The 18313-nt window shown below is 50.8% G+C and carries 18 protein-coding genes and 1 pseudogene; 9 read left to right on the top strand and 10 right to left on the bottom strand.

Features of this window, described 5'->3' with window-relative positions; all coding sequences use genetic code 11:
• On the bottom strand, positions 1-399 hold the full coding sequence (locus ACO6S1_RS09195) for a mercuric transporter MerT family protein (RefSeq protein WP_422343422.1): 399 nt from the start codon (positions 397-399) through the stop codon (positions 1-3).
• A 64-nt stretch (positions 400-463) separates the two neighbouring features.
• On the opposite strand from ACO6S1_RS09195, the gene ACO6S1_RS09190 reads away from it, so the two are divergent.
• Both ACO6S1_RS09190 and ACO6S1_RS09185 read left to right on the top strand, forming a co-directional pair.
• Positions 464-862: a MerR family transcriptional regulator gene (locus ACO6S1_RS09190; protein WP_422343421.1), complete on the top strand. Its 399-nt coding sequence runs from the start codon at positions 464-466 to the stop codon at positions 860-862.
• Positions 863-1143: 281 nt separating this feature from the next.
• A complete protein-coding gene (locus tag ACO6S1_RS09185; protein ID WP_422346007.1) occupies positions 1144-2166 on the top strand; it encodes an IS110 family transposase in 1023 nt (340 codons plus the stop codon).
• A gap of 576 nt (positions 2167-2742) precedes the next feature.
• Here ACO6S1_RS09185 and ACO6S1_RS09180 read toward each other — a convergent pair.
• On the bottom strand, positions 2743-4626 hold the full coding sequence (locus ACO6S1_RS09180) for a winged helix-turn-helix domain-containing protein (protein ID WP_422346006.1): 1884 nt from the start codon (positions 4624-4626) through the stop codon (positions 2743-2745).
• A gap of 226 nt (positions 4627-4852) precedes the next feature.
• Here ACO6S1_RS09180 and ACO6S1_RS09175 point away from each other — a divergent pair, with 226 nt between their 5' ends.
• The 3 genes from ACO6S1_RS09175 to ACO6S1_RS09165 all read left to right on the top strand — a co-directional run bounded on the left by ACO6S1_RS09175 (position 4853) and on the right by ACO6S1_RS09165 (position 7494).
• Positions 4853-5326: a hypothetical protein gene (locus ACO6S1_RS09175; RefSeq protein WP_422346005.1), complete on the top strand. Its 474-nt coding sequence runs from the start codon at positions 4853-4855 to the stop codon at positions 5324-5326.
• A 97-nt stretch (positions 5327-5423) separates the two neighbouring features.
• Positions 5424-6653, top strand: a complete 1230-nt coding sequence (locus ACO6S1_RS09170) for an aromatic ring-hydroxylating oxygenase subunit alpha (RefSeq protein ID WP_422346004.1) — start codon at positions 5424-5426, stop codon at positions 6651-6653.
• 193 nt (positions 6654-6846) lie between these two features.
• Positions 6847-7494: a hypothetical protein gene (locus tag ACO6S1_RS09165; RefSeq protein WP_422346003.1), complete on the top strand. Its 648-nt coding sequence runs from the start codon at positions 6847-6849 to the stop codon at positions 7492-7494.
• 337 nt (positions 7495-7831) lie between these two features.
• Here ACO6S1_RS09165 and ACO6S1_RS09160 read toward each other — a convergent pair whose 3' ends face one another.
• Both ACO6S1_RS09160 and ACO6S1_RS09155 read right to left on the bottom strand, forming a co-directional pair.
• A complete protein-coding gene (locus ACO6S1_RS09160) occupies positions 7832-8713 on the bottom strand; it encodes an SMODS domain-containing nucleotidyltransferase (RefSeq protein WP_422346002.1) in 882 nt (293 codons plus the stop codon).
• Entirely contained in the window at positions 8710-10053 is a 1344-nt protein-coding gene (locus tag ACO6S1_RS09155; RefSeq protein ID WP_422346001.1) for a hypothetical protein, read from the bottom strand. Before ACO6S1_RS09155 ends, ACO6S1_RS09160 begins: the two co-directional genes overlap by 4 nt.
• Before the next feature lie 61 nt (positions 10054-10114).
• Here ACO6S1_RS09155 and ACO6S1_RS09150 point away from each other — a divergent pair, with 61 nt between their 5' ends.
• Positions 10115-11404: an SMODS domain-containing nucleotidyltransferase gene (locus ACO6S1_RS09150; RefSeq protein ID WP_422346000.1), complete on the top strand. Its 1290-nt coding sequence runs from the start codon at positions 10115-10117 to the stop codon at positions 11402-11404.
• 10 nt (positions 11405-11414) lie between these two features.
• Positions 11415-12017, top strand: coding sequence for an SLATT domain-containing protein (locus ACO6S1_RS09145; protein ID WP_422345999.1), 603 nt, complete (start codon positions 11415-11417; stop codon positions 12015-12017).
• 54 nt (positions 12018-12071) lie between these two features.
• Here ACO6S1_RS09145 and ACO6S1_RS09140 read toward each other — a convergent pair whose 3' ends face one another.
• The 3 genes from ACO6S1_RS09140 to ACO6S1_RS09130 all read right to left on the bottom strand — a co-directional run bounded on the left by ACO6S1_RS09140 (position 12072) and on the right by ACO6S1_RS09130 (position 15392).
• Positions 12072-13283, bottom strand: coding sequence for a tyrosine-type recombinase/integrase (locus tag ACO6S1_RS09140; protein ID WP_422345998.1), 1212 nt, complete (start codon positions 13281-13283; stop codon positions 12072-12074).
• The gene (locus ACO6S1_RS09135) at positions 13270-14358 is read right to left on the bottom strand and encodes a tyrosine-type recombinase/integrase (RefSeq protein ID WP_422345997.1); all 1089 of its coding nucleotides are present in this window, start codon (positions 14356-14358) and stop codon (positions 13270-13272) included. Before ACO6S1_RS09135 ends, ACO6S1_RS09140 begins: the two co-directional genes overlap by 14 nt.
• 812 nt (positions 14359-15170) lie before the next feature.
• Positions 15171-15392: a hypothetical protein gene (locus tag ACO6S1_RS09130; protein ID WP_422345996.1), complete on the bottom strand. Its 222-nt coding sequence runs from the start codon at positions 15390-15392 to the stop codon at positions 15171-15173.
• A gap of 342 nt (positions 15393-15734) precedes the next feature.
• On the opposite strand from ACO6S1_RS09130, the gene ACO6S1_RS09125 reads away from it, so the two are divergent.
• Entirely contained in the window at positions 15735-15980 is a 246-nt protein-coding gene (locus ACO6S1_RS09125; protein ID WP_422345995.1) for a DUF6437 family protein, read from the top strand.
• Between the two features lie 84 nt (positions 15981-16064).
• On the opposite strand, the gene ACO6S1_RS09120 is transcribed toward ACO6S1_RS09125, so the two are convergent.
• Positions 16065-16454 carry a single-stranded DNA-binding protein gene (locus ACO6S1_RS09120; protein WP_422345994.1) on the bottom strand — a complete coding sequence of 130 codons (390 nt, stop codon included), beginning with the start codon at positions 16452-16454 and terminating at the stop codon, positions 16065-16067.
• 16 nt (positions 16455-16470) lie between these two features.
• Positions 16471-16695, bottom strand: a complete 225-nt coding sequence (locus ACO6S1_RS09115) for a hypothetical protein (RefSeq protein ID WP_422345993.1) — start codon at positions 16693-16695, stop codon at positions 16471-16473.
• Positions 16696-17087: 392 nt separating this feature from the next.
• Between ACO6S1_RS09115 and ACO6S1_RS09110 the strand changes: the two are divergent.
• Positions 17088-17405, top strand: a pseudogene (locus tag ACO6S1_RS09110) (integrase); the annotation flags it as partial.
• Between the two features lie 83 nt (positions 17406-17488).
• On the opposite strand, the gene hpaH reads toward ACO6S1_RS09110, so the two are convergent.
• Positions 17489-18295, bottom strand: coding sequence for a 2-oxo-hept-4-ene-1,7-dioate hydratase (gene hpaH / locus ACO6S1_RS09105; protein WP_422345992.1), 807 nt, complete (start codon positions 18293-18295; stop codon positions 17489-17491).
• Positions 18296-18313 lie beyond the last annotated feature (18 nt).

Below are 18313 nucleotides of genomic sequence, written 5' to 3'. Positions count from 1 at the left end.
CTAGTAGAAAAATGGTGCCCACCAATCGATTGTGATGGATAGAGCGATGAGTAATGTTCCCACCCAAAGGGCGGTTTTTGTGATGATTGATGATTGTGGTCGGGCACAATAGGACCCGTCTTTGCAGGCAGGTTTTGCGCGGAAATATACATGCCAGAAACCGGCCGCCAAAAATCCGAGGGTTACGGCCACAAAATACCACTTATAGGGTTCGAGCGCGGTAAGATTGCCAATCCATGCGCCGCTTACGCCAAGTGTAACAAGGACGAGCGGTGCAATACAGCAGGACGATGCCAATATGGCCCCGGCGATGCCGCCAACAGCCCACCAGCTACGTTTGTCCGGCGGTTGATCGGGCATTTCTATCTGAACAGTCTCTGGCAAAATGTTATCTTTCATTGCAATTGATCTTCGATGGAAACAACTATACTCTCTGTAGTAACTACAGGAACAAGGACTTTTTATGCAACCATCTGTCAAGCGCGGAAAACTGGCCAAAATCGCCGGCTGCAACATCGAAACGATACGATATTACGAAAATATCGAGCTGTTACGCGCCGTTGATCGCACTAGCAGTGGTCACAGAGTCTATTCGCTCGACGATCAGGCTAGGCTACGCTTCATTTTGCGAGCGCGGGAACTCGGTTTCTCAATCGCTGAACTGAGAGGGCTGCTCAGTTTGGTCGATTCCCACGAATATACGTGCGGCGAAGTGCTGGCCGTAACCAACGATCATATTGCCAGCATTCAACGAAAAATATCCGACTTGAAACGGTTGGAGCAAACACTGTCGGACATGGCGCAGAAATGTGATGGCGGAGAAGTGCCGGACTGCGCCATCGTCGACACAATGTTTCAATGAGGATGGCTCAGCCTGAGGCCCACTTTTTGGACAAAGCAGACATTCCAAACGGCTTATCATGACGACCACTCGCCACCCAGATGTGGTCATTATGGCGAGACTGCATCGAGTTCAGGCAATGACAGGCTCCGGAAACGAGCGTCGGCCTTGGGAATGACGACAATCGGGCGCAAAGCGGACATAGGATTTGCCCAGTGGGAATGACTGCAATTGATGACGTGGACGGCTCTCCATCTACCCTGCATTATTGGGTGCGGGGCAATTTGGAAAGGAGAGGAGTCATGGGAACGGTTACGATTATTGGTCTGGATATTGCGAAGTCTGTTTTTCAGGTTCACGGTGTGGATGCGCAGGGTGAGGCTGTCGTTCGTCGGCGCCTGACGCGCGGTCGCTTGTTGAAGTTCTTTGCCGGATTGCCGCCTTGCCTGATTGGCATCGAGGCGTGCTCCTCGTCGCATTTCTGGGCGCGTGAACTGGTGGCTTTGGGTCATGAGGTGAAGCTGATGCCCGCCCAGTATGTTAAACCCTATGTGAAGCGCGGCAAGAATGATGCAGCGGATGCCGAGGCGATTTGCGAGGCGGTGACGCGCCCGACCATGCGGTTTGTCGGCATCAAGACACCCGAGCAGCAGAGCGCGATGATGTTGCACCGCGTGCGTCTGATCTTAAACCGTCAGAGGACACAGCTCTCGAATGCGATGCGGGCTCATCTGGCCGAGTTTGGTATTATCGCTCCTGCTGGCCGCAATGGCCTGGAACGATTGTTGGATGTTATCGCAGACCCTGATGACTTGCGCCTTCCTGCCGATGCCCGGCTCTGCCTGGAGATGCTGGTGAGCCAGCTGCGGATGGTCAAGGAACAGATATTGGAGAATGATCGGCGCATATTGGCGCAGGCCCGCGAAACGGACGTGGGCCGCCGCCTGATGGAGATCCCGGGAGTGGGGCCATTACTGGCCAGCGCCTTTGTTGCAACGATCACTGACCCTGCCGTCTTCAAATCGGGCAGGAACCTTGCTGCTTGGATCGGTCTTGTTCCGCGTCAGAACTCGAGCGGAGGGATTATTCAGCTTGGAGGAATCTCCAAGGCAGGTAATCGCTATCTGCGGCAGATGCTGATCGTGGGAGCAATGGCCGTCATCCGTCAGGCCCTCCGTTATGCCGACAAGCATCCCTGGCTTTCGCAGCTTCTGGCGCGCCGAAAGGCCAAGGTCGCAGCTGTAGCGCTTGCGAACAGGAACGCGCGCACGATCTGGGCCATGATGATGAGCGGAGAACACTATCGCAATCCGGTTGCAGCATGATATAAGCAGCGCTGAGTAGAGCGCGCTAAAGAGGTTGGAAAGGAGCGACAGGAGTTGATGCAAAAAGCCGGTTGAAACCGCCGAAACGGGAAAACCCAGACCGCCCCAGCACATCGAGTGCGTGCAATTGATCGGGACCCGCTTCGCGCGAATGGCATTAGGGCCAGCGGCAATATGTGCCGCATACACAGGTCGGACACATGGCCGCTCCAACCAGCAATGCAGACGCACCAGTCAAACCCTCACCAACGGAGAGCCGTCCACACAGGGGCGGTTGCCGACCAGCCGCTTTTGTTTTCCATCTGATCAGCGCGAATGACCAATCTTGGGTGGGTAGCGGAAGGTCTGCTTTCTGATGTCAAACAAGCTAAACTGGACATTTCAAACAGCTCCAAAACATCGTTGGAACAATAGTTATTTGGGTTCAGAAAAAGAAATAACCGGGATCATATTCCCCCCAAAGAATTTCGGCTGGCCGAAGCGCAATCCGATATCTCGAACATTGATTCCTATTTAAACAGCTATGTTGCAATGACGGCCTGCGATTGCGAAGGACGAGTGTCTCGGAGGCCGCGATTATGCGAAATATTCGTCCTTGGGATAGTCACGATATTTCTCACACTCGGCGCGGAAGTCATAGGGGACTTGGTCGGCGCAATCGGGCCATTTTTGCAGTTCGAGCCAATATTCGACCAACCCATAGCGAGCGCAGAGTTTCACAAAGCGGGTGTCGTTACGCATCTCCGGAGTGGCGGCAGCAAACATGCCGCCCGTCCGATAGGCACTAAACCCAATATGGTCTTCACTGGCTCCGGCTGGACCCAGTTTGACCTGATCGATAAGATCGTAGACGGGATCAACCAACCCCAGATGAGCAGAGTATTCGAGCCATGCCGCATCAACATGACCGGTCAATTTCGCTGGCTGTGCTAGCTTGTTGAAAGCAGCCCAGATATCGTCGCTATTCCGGTACTGCATGCGCCTGACAAGATGCGTGGTTAGTATGTATTCACGCAAGGGATGTTGTGCCAATCGATCCGGTGAGATCAGCTGATTTGCGGCATCCCAATCCTGATCATGGACGCATGCCAAGATCAGAAAATGCGCGATATGATGATTGTCCGGAGAGCGTTCGAGCATGCTTTCCATCAACATTCGGCCACGCTCAAAATTGCCAGCGTACCAAGTCGTAATGGCTAGAATAAGATCAATATCGATGTCGCCGGGGAGGAGCGTGCTGCTTTCTTCGCCGACGCGCAGGGCTTCGGATGTGCGCCCAACTTGTTGTAGATGAAAGGAGAGAAGGAACCGCGCAGCACCGCTGAGACCGCTCGAATTGGCGAGGCGATCCATAAGACGTTGCTGTTCAAGAAATTGTCCGAAGGGCGGCAGCAGATACCATTGCCAAAGAATGGTCTGGGTCGATCCGGGATCCAGCGCAAGGCAACGCGCAATGGCATCTTGCGCACGTTTGCGTATCAAATCGCGATCATCATGGGGGCGCGAGAGCAAGAGTATCACCAAAGCCTCCCCGAGCGCCGCCCAGCCTGGCGCAAAATCAGGCGCATCGTGAGTGACAGATTCCAGCATCATCAATGTGCGCTGCATATCGTCAGATTTAACGTCCGATCCATCCGCACGTGCGCGCAAATATCGATCATATATCGCAGGCGCTATGGCCTGTACGGGCTTGGCAGAGAATGTCTTATCCATGGCGCTGGCAATAGCCTCGGAAATCTCGTCCTGAACGGCGAATATATCTGCGATGTTCCGGTCATACTGGTCCGACCAGATACCGGCTTGCGTATCGGTTTCCAGCAGATGTGCGGAAATGCGTATTTTGTCGCCCGACCGGCGGATTGACCCGTCAAGAATATGGGTTGCACCCAGAACCCTGTAAGCTTTTGCCTTGTCTGCGCCGCGATACTGAAAACTGGAGGTGCGGCCAATCACCGTGATATCGGACCCGCGCACGATACGGCCCAGTATTTCTTCCGACACGCCGTCGGAGAAAAACGTCATTTCTTCATCGCTGGACAGATTGTCGAACGGCAGCACCGCCAATATTATGTCTGATTTTCCGGCTGAAGCAGGTGGCATATTGGGATCGTGCTGCTTATTGGGTAAGTCCGCTATCGCAGCCACCAGCCGGTATCCGCGTTTGGGAATTGTTTCAATCACCACGCCATCAGACTCAGGTTGGGTGAAGGTCTTTCGCAAAACATGAATGGCCCGTGTCACGCCTTCATCGGAACCAAATTTCGCACCCCAGACTTCGTCGATCATCTCATCACGAAGCACGACGTCGCCGCATCTCGTCGCCAGCATCAGGCATACATCCATGATTTTGGGTTCGAGATGGATCGACTGTTTTGCACATTTGACAGTATTCCGATCCGGAATGACCTGAAAATCACCCAGTTGAAAGCCAGTAGATAAATCTAGCGCAAAGCGCCCCATAGTTCGGCCCCCCGCCCGATGAGAAAGTGCGACCTTTCACCCGCATTTTACACAAGTTTAGAAGAAGCACAATCAGGATGAATCTCACAGAATCAGCCTGATGAGCGTAAATTTATTCATTTAATTCAGAGACATAATATTTCCCTAATACTAAAATCATCTCTCCTACAGGACGCGCCCGAAATGGTTCTCCACAAGAAAGACGTTAACAATGAAGGAGGATGACATGAAAAAAGCACTTACAGGAATTTCTGCTCTGGTGGCACTGGCACTGGGTGCGACGGCGGCACAGGCGCAGAACGTGACGTTTGAATCGAAACTTGGGTCGCCCACACTCGTTGGCGGCATAGGCCCAGACAACGTCGGGGGAGGTGCCTATTGGACATCAACTTCAATCATCAATACCGAAGGCAGCGGCAAATCCACGAGTAGCAGTATCTGTGTTGGCATGGCTCAACCGTCGGGCGCGATATTTGATCGCCATGTTACCTGCACGTCAAAATCAGATAATGGCGAGTTGGGTATCATAATGGGTTGCATGAAAGGCGCTGAAGGTAGCGGCGAAATGACCTGCAACGGCCGTGTTGCAGGAAAGACCGGCGCGGTGAAAGGTCGCCAGGGACTGATTACCCAGCATTTCAAATTCAACATGGACGGCAGCGGCGGAACCGCGACCGGAACCGGGCAGTGGACCAAGTAACGGTTTGAACGAACATAATCTACCGCACTCAACGGTGCGGTAGATTACCGCTTTCGTTGCTCTGACGGGCAATGTCCACTTTCGAGAGGAACCAGATATGCACCACGATCTGCAAGTAAGCATCGCAAAGGAATTGCTGCGTCAGCTAGACGAGGACGAGAATGTGGACGCCGGGGTGCAGTACCGCATGCCGACAAATTCCTACGCCTGCCCGGAACTGGCAGACAAGGAATGGACCAGTTTTTTCCGCGAACATCCGCAGCTTATCGGACTGTCAGGTGACTTGCCTGAACCCGGCAGCTTTTTTACCATTGATGACTTCGGCATTCCCGTTCTGGCAACGCGCGACAAGCAGGGGGAATTTCATGCTTTTCTCAATGCTTGTCCTCATCGCGGAGCGAGAGTTGCTAATGAACAGAGGGGCAAGCGCCCAGTGTTCGTATGTCCATTTCATAGCTGGAGCTTTTCGCCAAAGGGCGACTTGCTGGCGGTTCCGGAAATGGATCATTTCGGCGCGATAGACAAAGCCTGTCACGGTCTGGTTGCCTTGCCGACGATTGAAAGAGACGGCTTGCTTTGGGTCCATCCGCAGCCCGATGGGAAGCTCAATATTGATGAGCTATTGGGGCCACTTGCGGACGAATTGGCATCCCATAACATAGCTCGCCTGAGTTTCGCAGCGGACAAGACCATCGATATGCGGCTCAATTGGAAGCTCGCAAATGATACGTTCGGAGAGACCTATCACTTTGCAAAGCTGCATAAGGATACGCTCGGACAAACCTTCTACGGCAGCAATTTGGCCTATGAAGAGATGGGGCAAAACCACCGTTTTGTGACGGCCAGAAAATCCATAGATGTGCTGCGCGATCAGCCAGAATCGGAATGGCAGCTCCTAGAGGCGGCTTTGGTTATCTATTATCTTTTTCCCAACATTCAGCTGGTCGTCGACGACAACCGAGTAACCTTGGTGAGGATTTATCCGGACAAGGAGAATCCTGGACGGTCAGTCACACGCATCAACATCTATTTCGACCCAGAATATATCGAAAAGATGGATGCCCTCGCTGATGATTTGAAAATTACTGCTGAAACCGTCTATGATAGTGATAGGCTGGGTAAGCCTTTGACTCCGGATGCTGTTTTGGAGGTTTTCTCGAGCACCGTTGAAGAAGAAGATTATGTGATGGGTGAGCACCAGCAGAAGACCGCCCAGTCAGGTCTTCTGTCTCATTCCATATTCGGACGCAACGAGGCCCCGCTCCATCACTTCCACAACAACTTCCGATCTGCATTGGGAATGGCTCCCTTGGAACGGGTGGAATGAGGCTATTCGCTAATCGCCTTCCCGAGAGACTTGTTTTCAAAGGGAACACTTGGAAAATCGCCCAACGCGTAGCGGCGCGGCTAACGTAGTAAAAGGGGGGTCGGGGATGCCACAATCAATAATGAGCTTCATGGGCAGTCTCGACACGCTCATTGCCGTTACAATCGGTGCATTCCTGGCTACTGGCGGCGCTTTGGCAACAGAACTGATCAAGGAACGCGGCGCGCGCCGTCGTCGGGAACGTGAGGCAGCGATATTTCTTGCCGATATCGTCTTGAGCGTTTTGAACTTCACCCGGCTTGCCAACCGTTCGCAAACGATAGGACAACCTTGGGGGCCATTTACCATAGGCTATTTTTTGGGTGCTCTTAAGCAGAAGGGGTTTTATGAGGCCAATCGGGTGAAGCTATTCGATCTGCGAGATTTGAAATTAAGGGGCCGCGCCGAAATACATATCCATGCACAATTCGCTTATGCCCAAAATATCATCGACCATAGTCAGGCAATTGAATCGCTTGAGGAAGAGCTTGAGCTGCTCGAAGCTAACGCGCCCGACGCCCGAAAGCATCTTATTGAGGAGAAGCTCAAGCACTCGCGGTTTATGCGCGAGGTTGCACTTAAAGGTCTCAGTTATAATCTTGATAAGTCGGAGGAACTGGTTGCCAGCCTTGAACCGGTTGCCGGAGTGAAATTTGGTAGCGTGAACCAGTTTGAGATCGCGGTCAGCAATATGCAAACCGCACTTTCAAAGTTTGCGAAAGAGTTTGATGTGATAGACGGTGAAGTCATCCCCAAAGAAGAGAATATAGAAGACAATGAAGAAGAGCTGGCAAAGCAATGACCGCCCATTCTTATGTTCGATTGGAAGGGAAACCCTATCCTGTCGCCCATCGCGGGCGTTCGCACTAGGCCAATTCTAGGCAACGCGAGCGATTGATATGATCGCGCTCGAATACATTATGTCTGCTTCTGGGCGGTGTTGTTTGGGGCAGGAACGACCGAAACTGGGGCGATTCCCGAAGGGCAGCTATTGTTCCCGTAGCGACTTCAGCAGACACAAACGACGTGACAACTTTAGTGTTAAGTCGCCCTGCCCTGATTCCGGGTAATCCACTATAATGCGCTTAAAATCGGAGGCTGTAAGGTCAAAGCTCCCTCAACTGACTCCAAACATACGCTTATGCGAACGTAGGTCCGAATATTTCTCTCCATTTTTCTCTACAGGAATATGGGCGTTTGTTTATTTGATGATCTATAGCACTCAACGTATTTTCGTATGCAATCTTTGCATGGCGCTGAAAATTGCCTTTCTTATGGACAAACGAATTGCTCCCCGGTGCTCTCCAGTAACTTCGATCTTTGTCAGAATTAGCAAGATATTTCATGAAGTCTCGGACCAGATAATCGTGATACATAAATGATTTGTCTCGGTACTCCCAAAGCAAGACAAACTGATAAGCAAGAGTGTCTATCAGCATTCCTCCGATCGGAACGTTGTGGCGTTGTTTCCATATTCTTGCCATTCGACAGATTGCCTTCAAATTCCCATTAGCTGTATATTTATCTCTCGCTAAGAAGGCCGCAATCTCTTTTTTTGGATAACAAAGCTTCCAACAACCTCCTGAATTTGAGTCAGGGAAGAGGTAAGCACCATCATTGCCGTTAAAAACCGGCAATATTTCGAATGTGATTCCGTCGTCGAAATCGACTGCGACCACTTGCCCATCCCCTCCTACTCTGGTGATTGGGTAGGTTTTTTGGATAGAAAATCGAATAGCTTGAAGGAGCGCTGATTGACCATTTCCAATATAGTTTTCGTACTTGACGAAGACTGGGGGTGAAAAATGGAATGCAACGTCAAGATCGCTAACGCCCTGAGCCGCAGAATCTCGTCCGTAAGAGCCGACATAGAAACTGTGCGCGCTTTCGGATTCCGTGTTCCAAAAATCTTTATTTAGTTGTTTTGTAATTCTTTTGTAGCGATAGGAGATAGTACCCACAAGATTAGCGGGTATTAGATAATTTGATCGAAATGCACGAAAGTCATCTGCTACGCTCATACTTCGTTACTGGCATCGTCTAACCATTTGCCATCGTCGCGCATCTGATCATTCAGACGCTGTGTAACGATTGCGGCTTCCGTTAATCTTACAGGGTCGTTCACGCGAAAATGCGAATTGGGGTTCCGCGCCAAAAGCAAAACGCCCATGTCGCGTTTGAACCAGTCTCGGTCGCGGAAAACTGGTTCGAATATATCAGACCAGTTATCCTTGCGCAGAATAATCTCCATTAGTTCGCCTAATGTTATGAAATGAATAAGTGGCGAATTCGGCTCATTCCCCTTCAGTGCCTGCTCCCTAGTCTTTTTTGCTTTAGCAAATATCTCACCCGCAACGCGCTGTTTGAACCATCGAGGACCAAATTTTTCTTCCATTTTCGAAATTATAAAACGGCGTATTGCCAATTCGATTGAGCCTACAAGATTGAATGTATCACCGGAAATATTAGGAGATGAAACCGACACAATGGTGCTGCCGATTGAAAATGTCCAAGAGGCTTTTTCCTCTTCAATCTTACCTGATACCACTCCACAGGAAATTCCGAGTTCCATAATCGTTTCAGCATCTCCTTCGACCAGCCCTTCATCAACATCTGCGTCACGATAAAAGTCGCGACGACTGTCTATGTCGCGCCAATAGGGTTTCGGAAGATCAACATTTGTGTGCCAACCGCCAAGGATGGATCGGGTCATAGCACTGTGCAACTTCCCTATTCCGTAAACATCTCCAATTCCGGCCAAGGCTGCAAACTTATCATTCGTCAATCCAAGCGATGGGATACGCCCCATGATAGTATCCAGATGTTCTCTCGCTTTTTCACTAAGGGGATCGAGTTTGCCAATATCCAAGATACCGCTTGAAAATAGATTGCCCTTAACAGTCTCCAGCGCCTTCTGCAGGTCACTATTTTGTCCCGCCACTAAGCCTAGGACGCCCTTATTCATATCGGCGAGCTGTTTCTGCCAAGTTGTCAGTCCGAACAATTCGTCCATGTCGATACCAGAGAATGCACTAAAGTTGGTTTTCTGCATATTACCAAATATGCCACTTTCTAACAGCTCTTTGCCGATATTTGGGGTACCAAATTGTTTCATCACATCAGCAAGTGGGGTCTGGAACTGTGCTCTGGTGATTGCCATTTCGGTTGCGCCATAACCGCCAATTGCTTTTCGGAGCGCAATGTCGCGATTGATACCATAATCCTCCATCATCTTTGACAGACTTGAGGTAGGCAGATCACGTTGTATCCCGGCGATTGAATCAGGATGAGTTTTCTTAGCTGTCATACACAGATTATCGGACTTCTCGGTATCGGGGTCAAGGAAAACAGCCTGGTTCAAGTTGACTCCACTTGTTTCATGAAAATTATTACTTAAGTAACTCTTTTAAGAGAGAATTCGTATGAGCATTGCCGATACCTTCAACGATTTCTTGTCAAATCTTGCAGTTGATAATGCAGACACGATTTCATCACGTTACGGAGAAATCACGGCTGCTCTAAATAAGAAATTTCGGGACACGGAATCAAAAACAGCCAATAGCTTGCAGGTTGGGTCGTACGGCAGAAAGACAGCAATCAAAGGAATTTCGGACCTCGATATGCTATACATCATGCCGGCGTCAAAATGGGATATATACAAGGACGGTGGACAATCAAAATTATTGAGAGACGCGGCAAACGCGATATCCAGCCGATATCCAACAACGCTAGTAAAAGTAGATCGTTTGGTCGTGCGTGTGCTTTATCAAAATTTCCATGTCGAAGTTCAACCTGTTTTTCAGCAGGCAGATGATAGCTTCAAATACCCAGACACCTACAACGATGGCAGCTGGAAAATAACGAAGCCCCGCGAAGAAATCGCAGCGATGAAAGAATTCGATGTACAGAAAAATAGCAACCTCCGCCGGTTGTGCAAAATGGCCAGAGCCTGGAAAAATAAGCACGGCGTAGGTATGGGAGGGCTATTGGTTGATACGCTGGCTCATAATTTTCTAAATTCTACGAGCTACTATGACGACAAGAGCTATTTGTACTATGATTTGATGAGCAGGGACTTCTTCGGATATCTAAAAGATCTTCCGAAACAGGATTACTTCGCGGCATTGGGAAGCGGGCAAAGAGTTTCCGTCAAAAAGCAATTTCAGCGAAAAGCTAAGAAAGCCTATAACCTTTGTGTGAAAGCAATAGAGGCAGAAGGCAAAACAACACAAAACTCCAAGTGGAGGAAGGTCTATGGGCGTCCCTTTCCTTCCGCGACTGAGACCTTGGCCAAATCCTTTATGGCAGAAGATGGTTCGCAGGCGCGAAATACCGAGGAGTTTTTCGAAGATCAATTCGCCTATGATGTCCGTTACAACATTAAAATTGATTGTGAAGTTACGCAGGACGGGTTTCGCCCTTACTTTCTGACTAATGCCCTCGCTAGCCGATTAAGATTGAAGCGAGACAAATCGCTCCGGTTCTTTGTAACAAGTGATATACCGGGCGAATACACAATGTTTTGGAAAGTTTTAAATCGCGGCCCCAAAGCAATTAAGAGAGATTGTATTCGTGGACAACTGATCCCTGACCGAGGAAAGCACACTAGGACAGAAAGCACGAATTTTTTTGGCGACCACATCGTTGAATGCGTTGCGCTCCAAAATGGAGTAGTGGTTGCGACTGATCGGATAGTAGTCCCAATTGATTAGGCAGGATTGAATGAACAAAGATGCACTTCTTAAGTCAATCGCGGAAACCGGTTACAACGTCGGCTTCGGCGCGAAGAAACATTTCGCCACATACGACATTGTTGAAAAGGTGCCTGGGTGGATCGGATTTGTTTCAATGGCATTTGGCATTTATGCCCTTGTGTTTGAAGTGCTGAACGAAAAGTGGCTGGCTGCAACATTGATAATTTTTGGGATCGCCGGGCTTTACATCTACTTCTACGATACGGAAAAAATGAAGTATGAAGACGCTGGGCGAAAATTGACGCAGCTTTTCAATAAACTCCGTGACTTATATCGTTCAGTTGAGACAGCGAATGACCAAGAGCTCCCAGCTTTATTAAAAAAACTTAGTGATATCGAAAGTGAATACTACGGCATAGGTATAAGTAAGCAGATCTTATTTAGTGGTTGGTATGCTCATTTTAAATTCTTTTGGGAACACCAGATCGATTGGATTGATGAGCAAAAAAATTTCCGGTTTTGGCGCGATAAAATTCCATTGAGCGCTATTTTGGTGTTGGTGACAATTGTTTTCGGGCTCCTAGGTCTCGCCGCAAATATGATCATTCCTTGTTTTGTTTCCACAACGTAGCGTCGCGTTTCAGTATCATCATTCGAAAACTTGCAGGCCTATGCACCATTGTGTTTATTCGTTTTGCAATTTGGCCGGTTCCATAGACTCTGGTGCCTGCATCTCAGATGCGATCACATCCCCAATCCTATCAACCGTCCTAAGCAGGGTGACATCATCCAGGTGTGCATATCGTTGAGTGGAATTGATCGCTAAATGTCCCAGTAACTTACCAATCATCGGCAACGTCTCTGATTGCCGCGCAGCAAGACTGGCATAGTTGTGGCGCAAATCATGAAGCCGCAAATCCTCAAGATCAATTTCCACCCTAAACTTTGTCCAAAAGCACCCGACCGCGTTACCCGGCCTTTTGTGTTCCATCGGAAACACCTGCGCATCACCTTTCTGGCGCGTGATGCCCGCTATAAGCGCCTGCGCATCTTTCCCGAGCCAAACCATACGCGGTCCGGTTTTGCTGTCGCTTAGTTTCAGACGGCGTCCATGCACCTCTGACCATTTGAGATTGACGATCTCCCCCCTCCTGCAACCAGTAAGTGCTAGCAGCATGATGATCGTCGCGATCATTGGTTTATCTTTGCGCGCTTCGATCAGTGCCTTTCCCAATCGCGCTGCTTCCTCTGGGGCAAGGAAGCGCTCGATCTTGCGCCCACGATTACGTTTGATTGCATTAAACGGATTGCTGCTCTGGGGAAGATATCCCCATTGCTCGGCCTTGTTGAACATAGCGCGCAAGATTTCGCTGGCGCGGTTTGCTGCTCCCGGTCCTGCTGCGCGGGAAAGTTGCGCATGCCATCTTATGGCATCAGCGGGTTCGATCTCATCGAGAAACTTGCCTTCAAAGGACTTGTTGAGATGCTTTCCGCGATAAAAGCTCTGGGTTTTTTGGGTCGATGGCTTCCAGTTGGGTGATGATGTTTCCCAATAATATTCCAGAAACTGCTCATAGCTTGGCATGTTGCGCGCGCGCTTCTTATCATCCGCCGGGTTCATGCCAAGCTCAATGCGCAAGATCAGACGCCGCGCCACATCCTTTGCCACCGCCTCACTGATGACGGCGGCATTGGCAATCGTGACCGTGCGCTGGCGTCCGCCGATGCGCATTTGCAGGATATAGACCCTCCGACCTGAAACATGTTTGCGCACGCCAAAGCCAGGGACGACTTTATCAAAGACTGTCTTCCGTTCCGGCTTGCCAAATTTATCAAATCGGCTTTCGACGCGGGCAAGCTCTTCGCCAATAACGCGTTTGAGGTCATAGCTGGTCATGAGACAACCCCATTTGAGAAGCGAGACCCGAACAAACACGCTCGGCAGATTCACAGATCACATCATCTGCCAGATGCGCATAGCGCGCAGTAGATTCTGGCAACGCATGTCCTAACAGTTTGCCGATGATCGCAAGTGGGACGCCATCTGCAATGGCAGTCGAGGCAAAGCTATGGCGTATGTCGTGCAGCCGGACATCTGGAAGCGCCGCTCGTTTCCTGATTTTGTGCCAATATTGGCTTAGTTTGATGGGGCCGTTAGACCGCTGCGCCTGAAAGACATAATCATCGGGTTGTCCCTGATTGAGCGCCTCAAACACATCAATGGCCTGCCGATTAAGATAAATGGTCTTGGGGCCAGTTTTGCTATCCGGCAGCACGAGGCGCGGTATCTGAATATAGCGCCAGCGTAGCATTTCAATTTCAGAGGCTCTCGCTCCGGTATAGAGCAACATAAGAATGGCGGGAACAACATCGAGGTTGGGAAGATCAAATTCTGCCAGCACCCTGCCCAATCGCTTATATTCAATTGGCGACAGATAGCGTTCCGGAAGATCGCGCTTGTAACGCGATACACCGCGACAAGGATTTGTTCCCTTGGACCGGTACCCCAATTGCTCGGCATAGCGTATCATCACGGATAGTATGGGAATGGTCCGGTTGAATATGCCGGTCCGCTTGGAAAGTGCATCGCGCCACCTGTTGATATCAGTGCGAACGATCTGGTCGATCTGTATTTTGCCAAATACGGGTACTAGCTCCCGAGCAATGTATCCCTGACAGGCCTTTTGGGTTGTTGGTTTCCAGTGCTGCGCATAGTCGCGCCAGAACTCGTGGACATATTCATCAAATCTGGGAACATATTTTTGCTTTGGTTTTGTGGGCAGTCCGACAAGCGCAGCCTCCGCTATTAGCTTTCGTGCTTCGGCTCTTGCAATATGGGCAGTAAGCACGCTTGCCGCGCCCAACGTCTTCATCCGTTGCTGTCCGCAATAGCGGTATTTGACGACCCAAGTGACTTTCCCGTTTATGCGCTTCCGCAATCCAAATCCGGGAAGCGCAATATCCCATGTCACGCCGACTTTCAGCGAAGCGCGTCGGGCAACATTCCCGTCCAGTTTTAGGCGTACTGTCTTGTGGCGACGGGCGACCCTCTGTAATTTTGACCCATCTAACTGATAGTCATTTGAGGAATCATATTTGTTAGTTTTCTGCCGTTTTCCATCCATTCATGCAATCTACATTGCGTACGGTGTGCACCCTTTTGTTCCCAGCTCGGCAGCCATTCTCCAGTGATCGAAGTCCTTCAAATCGTCTTAGTTTTTGTAGCCTAAAAAAGACGGCACCCTTGCACGGCGCGACGCCGCGCGGTGGTGTGCGCGCGCGGCAGTGCGCCAGCGCCCACCGGGCAAGGAGAGAGGCAAGAGTGCCAGCGGGTTAGCAAATAACACCGCACTCTGGGGGAGCGTAGTGGGAAAGAGTGCGACCTTACAAAAACCCGCTCATCATCAGCGGGCCACCCGGGCCGCCCTTGCGCCAGCGATCGTCACCGATAGGCCGAAACGTAGGCAGCGGCTCGGTGAAACAAGCCTTCAGGCTTGGGCCATAGAGCGCGATGCGGAGGCGCCCGCAGGCGCTCAAATCGCAAAAAAATAAGGGCAGCAGAATGGGTGTTCCGCCGCCCGAATATCACCCGATTTGGGTGTTCCCGTATCGACACCAGCCCGGGTCGCAAATGGCCAGAATCGATACGGAAATTCTGAATAAACTTTGTTCCTGACTGTTAGCAATTCACTACCGTTAATGATTGTATAGATTCGACTTTTGGTAAATAATTTCCTGGAATGAAAAGAGCAGAGACCTGATTGGCCCCTGCCCTTTCTAACATTTAGAATTCATCCAGCAGCGCCCCGTGGACGGTATGGACAACTCTGTTCATCGCCGATGTCGGTAGCACGTTATAATCTCCTTCATCCAAAGCTATATAACCTTGGTCATCGTCCTCCACTACATGCTGATCGAAGAAGCTGTGAAGAGCCCTTCGTTCCGCTGTTTCTACTGCCGCAAAATAACTTTGTGCATCAAATATCGTATCAACTGCCTGTGTCATATCTACCTCCTGAAATTTGCCAAAATTGACAGAAGGTCTGGTGATGCGTGAAGGGCTACCGGGTCACAGGACCGGCTGGAACAGACGGCCGCGAAGCGGCGATGGGGGAAACGATTTTATCGCGTAAGGCGGCGCAGCCGCCGGAGTGGTAAAATGGTGGGGCCCCGTCGTCCTTTACGCGGTAGCCCTTCGCGCATCATGCTTGGACTTCAAGTGAGAAAACCCTCCCCAGCACCATATTACGCCGTCCATATTATATCCGCGAAAAACCGTTTTCCTACAGGTGTGGATATATGCCACTATGAAATTTCAAGGGGTCAAAACTGAGAGAAAGGAAATCTCATGACCAGAAAAACAGGCGCAATAGCCGCACTCAAAAAACTCGAAAACGAACGCGCAAAGCTCGACGCAAAGCAGCGGGAACTGGAGACCAAGGCGGCAACCGAACTTGGGCGAATGTTGTTGGGAAGCGGTATCGAAGCGTTCAGCGCAAAAGGTCTTAAACGCATAGGAGCTGCGCTTGGGAAAATGAATGAAGAGCAGGCGCTAGCCGTGCTAAAAATTGGAGGTTCCGCTTCAGCTGGCTAGCCTCTACCTCCACGCAAAAAGAACAAAATAAGGCCCCGCCGGGAAACCGGCGAGGCCTGAATTTTTGGCGATGAGGATTGTTAATCACTCATCGATATCGGGTGCATCCTTGTTATCCTGGGACGCGCCGCGGGTGAGAAAGTCCACCTTGTCGGCAAGAATTTCGCAGCCATAGCGTTTGATTTTATCAGCATCTTCCCACTGGGTGTAGTGGATACGGCCTTCGATAGAAACCATCTGGCCCTTGGTGCAGTATTGGGAAACGTTTTTGCCCAGGCCGTTGAAGCAAGTGATGCGGTGGAATTCTGCATCCTTGACCGTAAAGCCTTTTTCATCCTTGTAGGTCTTGCCTTCACTGTTGCGGGCCGGACGGTCGGTTACGACTGAAAGATTGGTAACCGTTGTGCCGCTGTTTGTTTCCCGGCTTTCTGGATCGCGAGTGACACGTCCAACCAATAGTACGATATTTGTCATGGGTATTCTCCTGATATTAATCTTCAAACCGGAACCATTCCGGCTTGCGAACATCCGTTAGAAACAGGGAGAAGCGGGATTGCACCGAAGGGGAACCGGCTTTGTCCGGGTGGTGCGGGCAGCACATGAAAGGTGCAACACGGCCGGTAACAAAGCTGGTTGCAATGCTGCTGGCGCCTGGTTCAGGAAGGTTCGCGAAAAAGCCGATTTGGTCACGGCTGATTTGGTCTTCAGGAGACACTGGCAAGCCTCGTATTGAAGCCGTCAAACGCGGTTGATGCACGAATGTTTAACAGCTGGCTTGATGGTTATATATTGGGAACCCACCTGCAACACTGGCAATACTTAGGACGAAACAGGCTGCGCGTGAATGAGCCTTACGCCGCCATATTGGCGTCAACGGCATTAAGCTTTGGTTGCCCCCCGCATCATCCCGGTCTGTGGTTTTATCAGTCGGGCCCAATCCGCAAAAGATGGGATAGTTCCCAAATCTTCGATACCATGCTGTCCGCCGATTATAGACGCCTAAGATCCTTTGTCCGCTTCGCGCCCCAATCCAAGACGAAAATCCACAGATTCTTAGTCTCTGAAAGCGGACATTCTTAGTCGCCATTCCGGCCAAGGAGAATAAAGATGACGTACTCACAATATGATCCTGCGGCCCAAAATCGCGTGCCTTGGAACTTTGGTGCCAAGGTCGGACCCAAGCGCCCGTTCAATCAGAAACAGATTTGGGCGATCCGGTTCTTTCTTGATCGTGAAAAGCGCATTCGAGATCGAGCACTCTTTGATCTAGCAATTGATAGCAAACTCAGGGGATGTGATCTCGTTGAACTAAAAATCGGCGACCTGGTGAGCGGCACTGATATTCGGAAACGTGCAGCGATCACCCAGCGCAAGACGGGGAGGCCGGTTCAGTTTGAAATTGCATCAGACGCTCGAGACAGCTTATCCGGCTCCAACGCCCACCACGGGCTCAAAAAGAGACAATAGCTTTATGGATCACTGGATCAGAACATCTAGGCTAATCCCGCTCAAACGAAACGCACGCCAACGCCGCCCAGCGGTCCATAGTCTGCATGGAAGACGTCGCCTGCTTTCGCAAATACCGGGCGCGTGAACGAGCCGCCTAGTAAAATTTGGCCGGGTTCCAGTGATACGTCAAACGGAGCGACCTTGTTGGCAAGCCAGGCGATGCCGTTGCCGGGGTGGTTCAGGACACCGGCGGCCAGTCCGGTTTCTTCGACCACGCCGTTTTTGTGGAGGATGCATCCCACCCAGCGCAGGTCAATCGCATCGGGTTTCATTGGACGCCCGCCGAGGATAATCCCAGCATTAGCCGCATTGTCGGAGATGGTGTCGAGTGCGCGCATCGGCTGCTTGGTTTCCGGATCAACCGGCTCGACGCGCAGATCGATGATCTCCAGCGCCGGTGTCACATATTCGGTCGCGGCCAAGACTTCGGTCAGGCCGACGCCGGGACCTTTGAGCGGCTCGTTCAGAATGAACGCGAGCTCGACTTCGATCAGCGGAGTGATGAAGCGGTCCAGCGGAATGTCCCCGCCTTCGGCAATCAACATATTGTCAAGCAGCGTGCCATAATCGGGCTCGTCGATTTGGGAATTGATCTGCATCGCCCGCGAAGTGAGCCCAATCTTATATCCGATCGGTCTCCGTCCTTCTGCGCGCTTGATGTCGAGCCATGCTGACTGGATGGCATAGCCATCCGCCATGGTCATGTCCGGAAAGGTCTTGGAGATCTGGGGAATGCGCTTCCTGGTCTGCTCAGCCTGATGCAGGCGACGGGCGGTTGCTTGAATATCATCTGCTGAAATTGTCATTATCGTTCTCGATCCTGT

Source organism: Parasphingorhabdus sp. (genome assembly GCF_965233695.1).
GTDB lineage: Bacteria > Pseudomonadota > Alphaproteobacteria > Sphingomonadales > Sphingomonadaceae > Parasphingorhabdus.
This window is presented reverse-complemented; position numbering and strand designations above follow the sequence as displayed.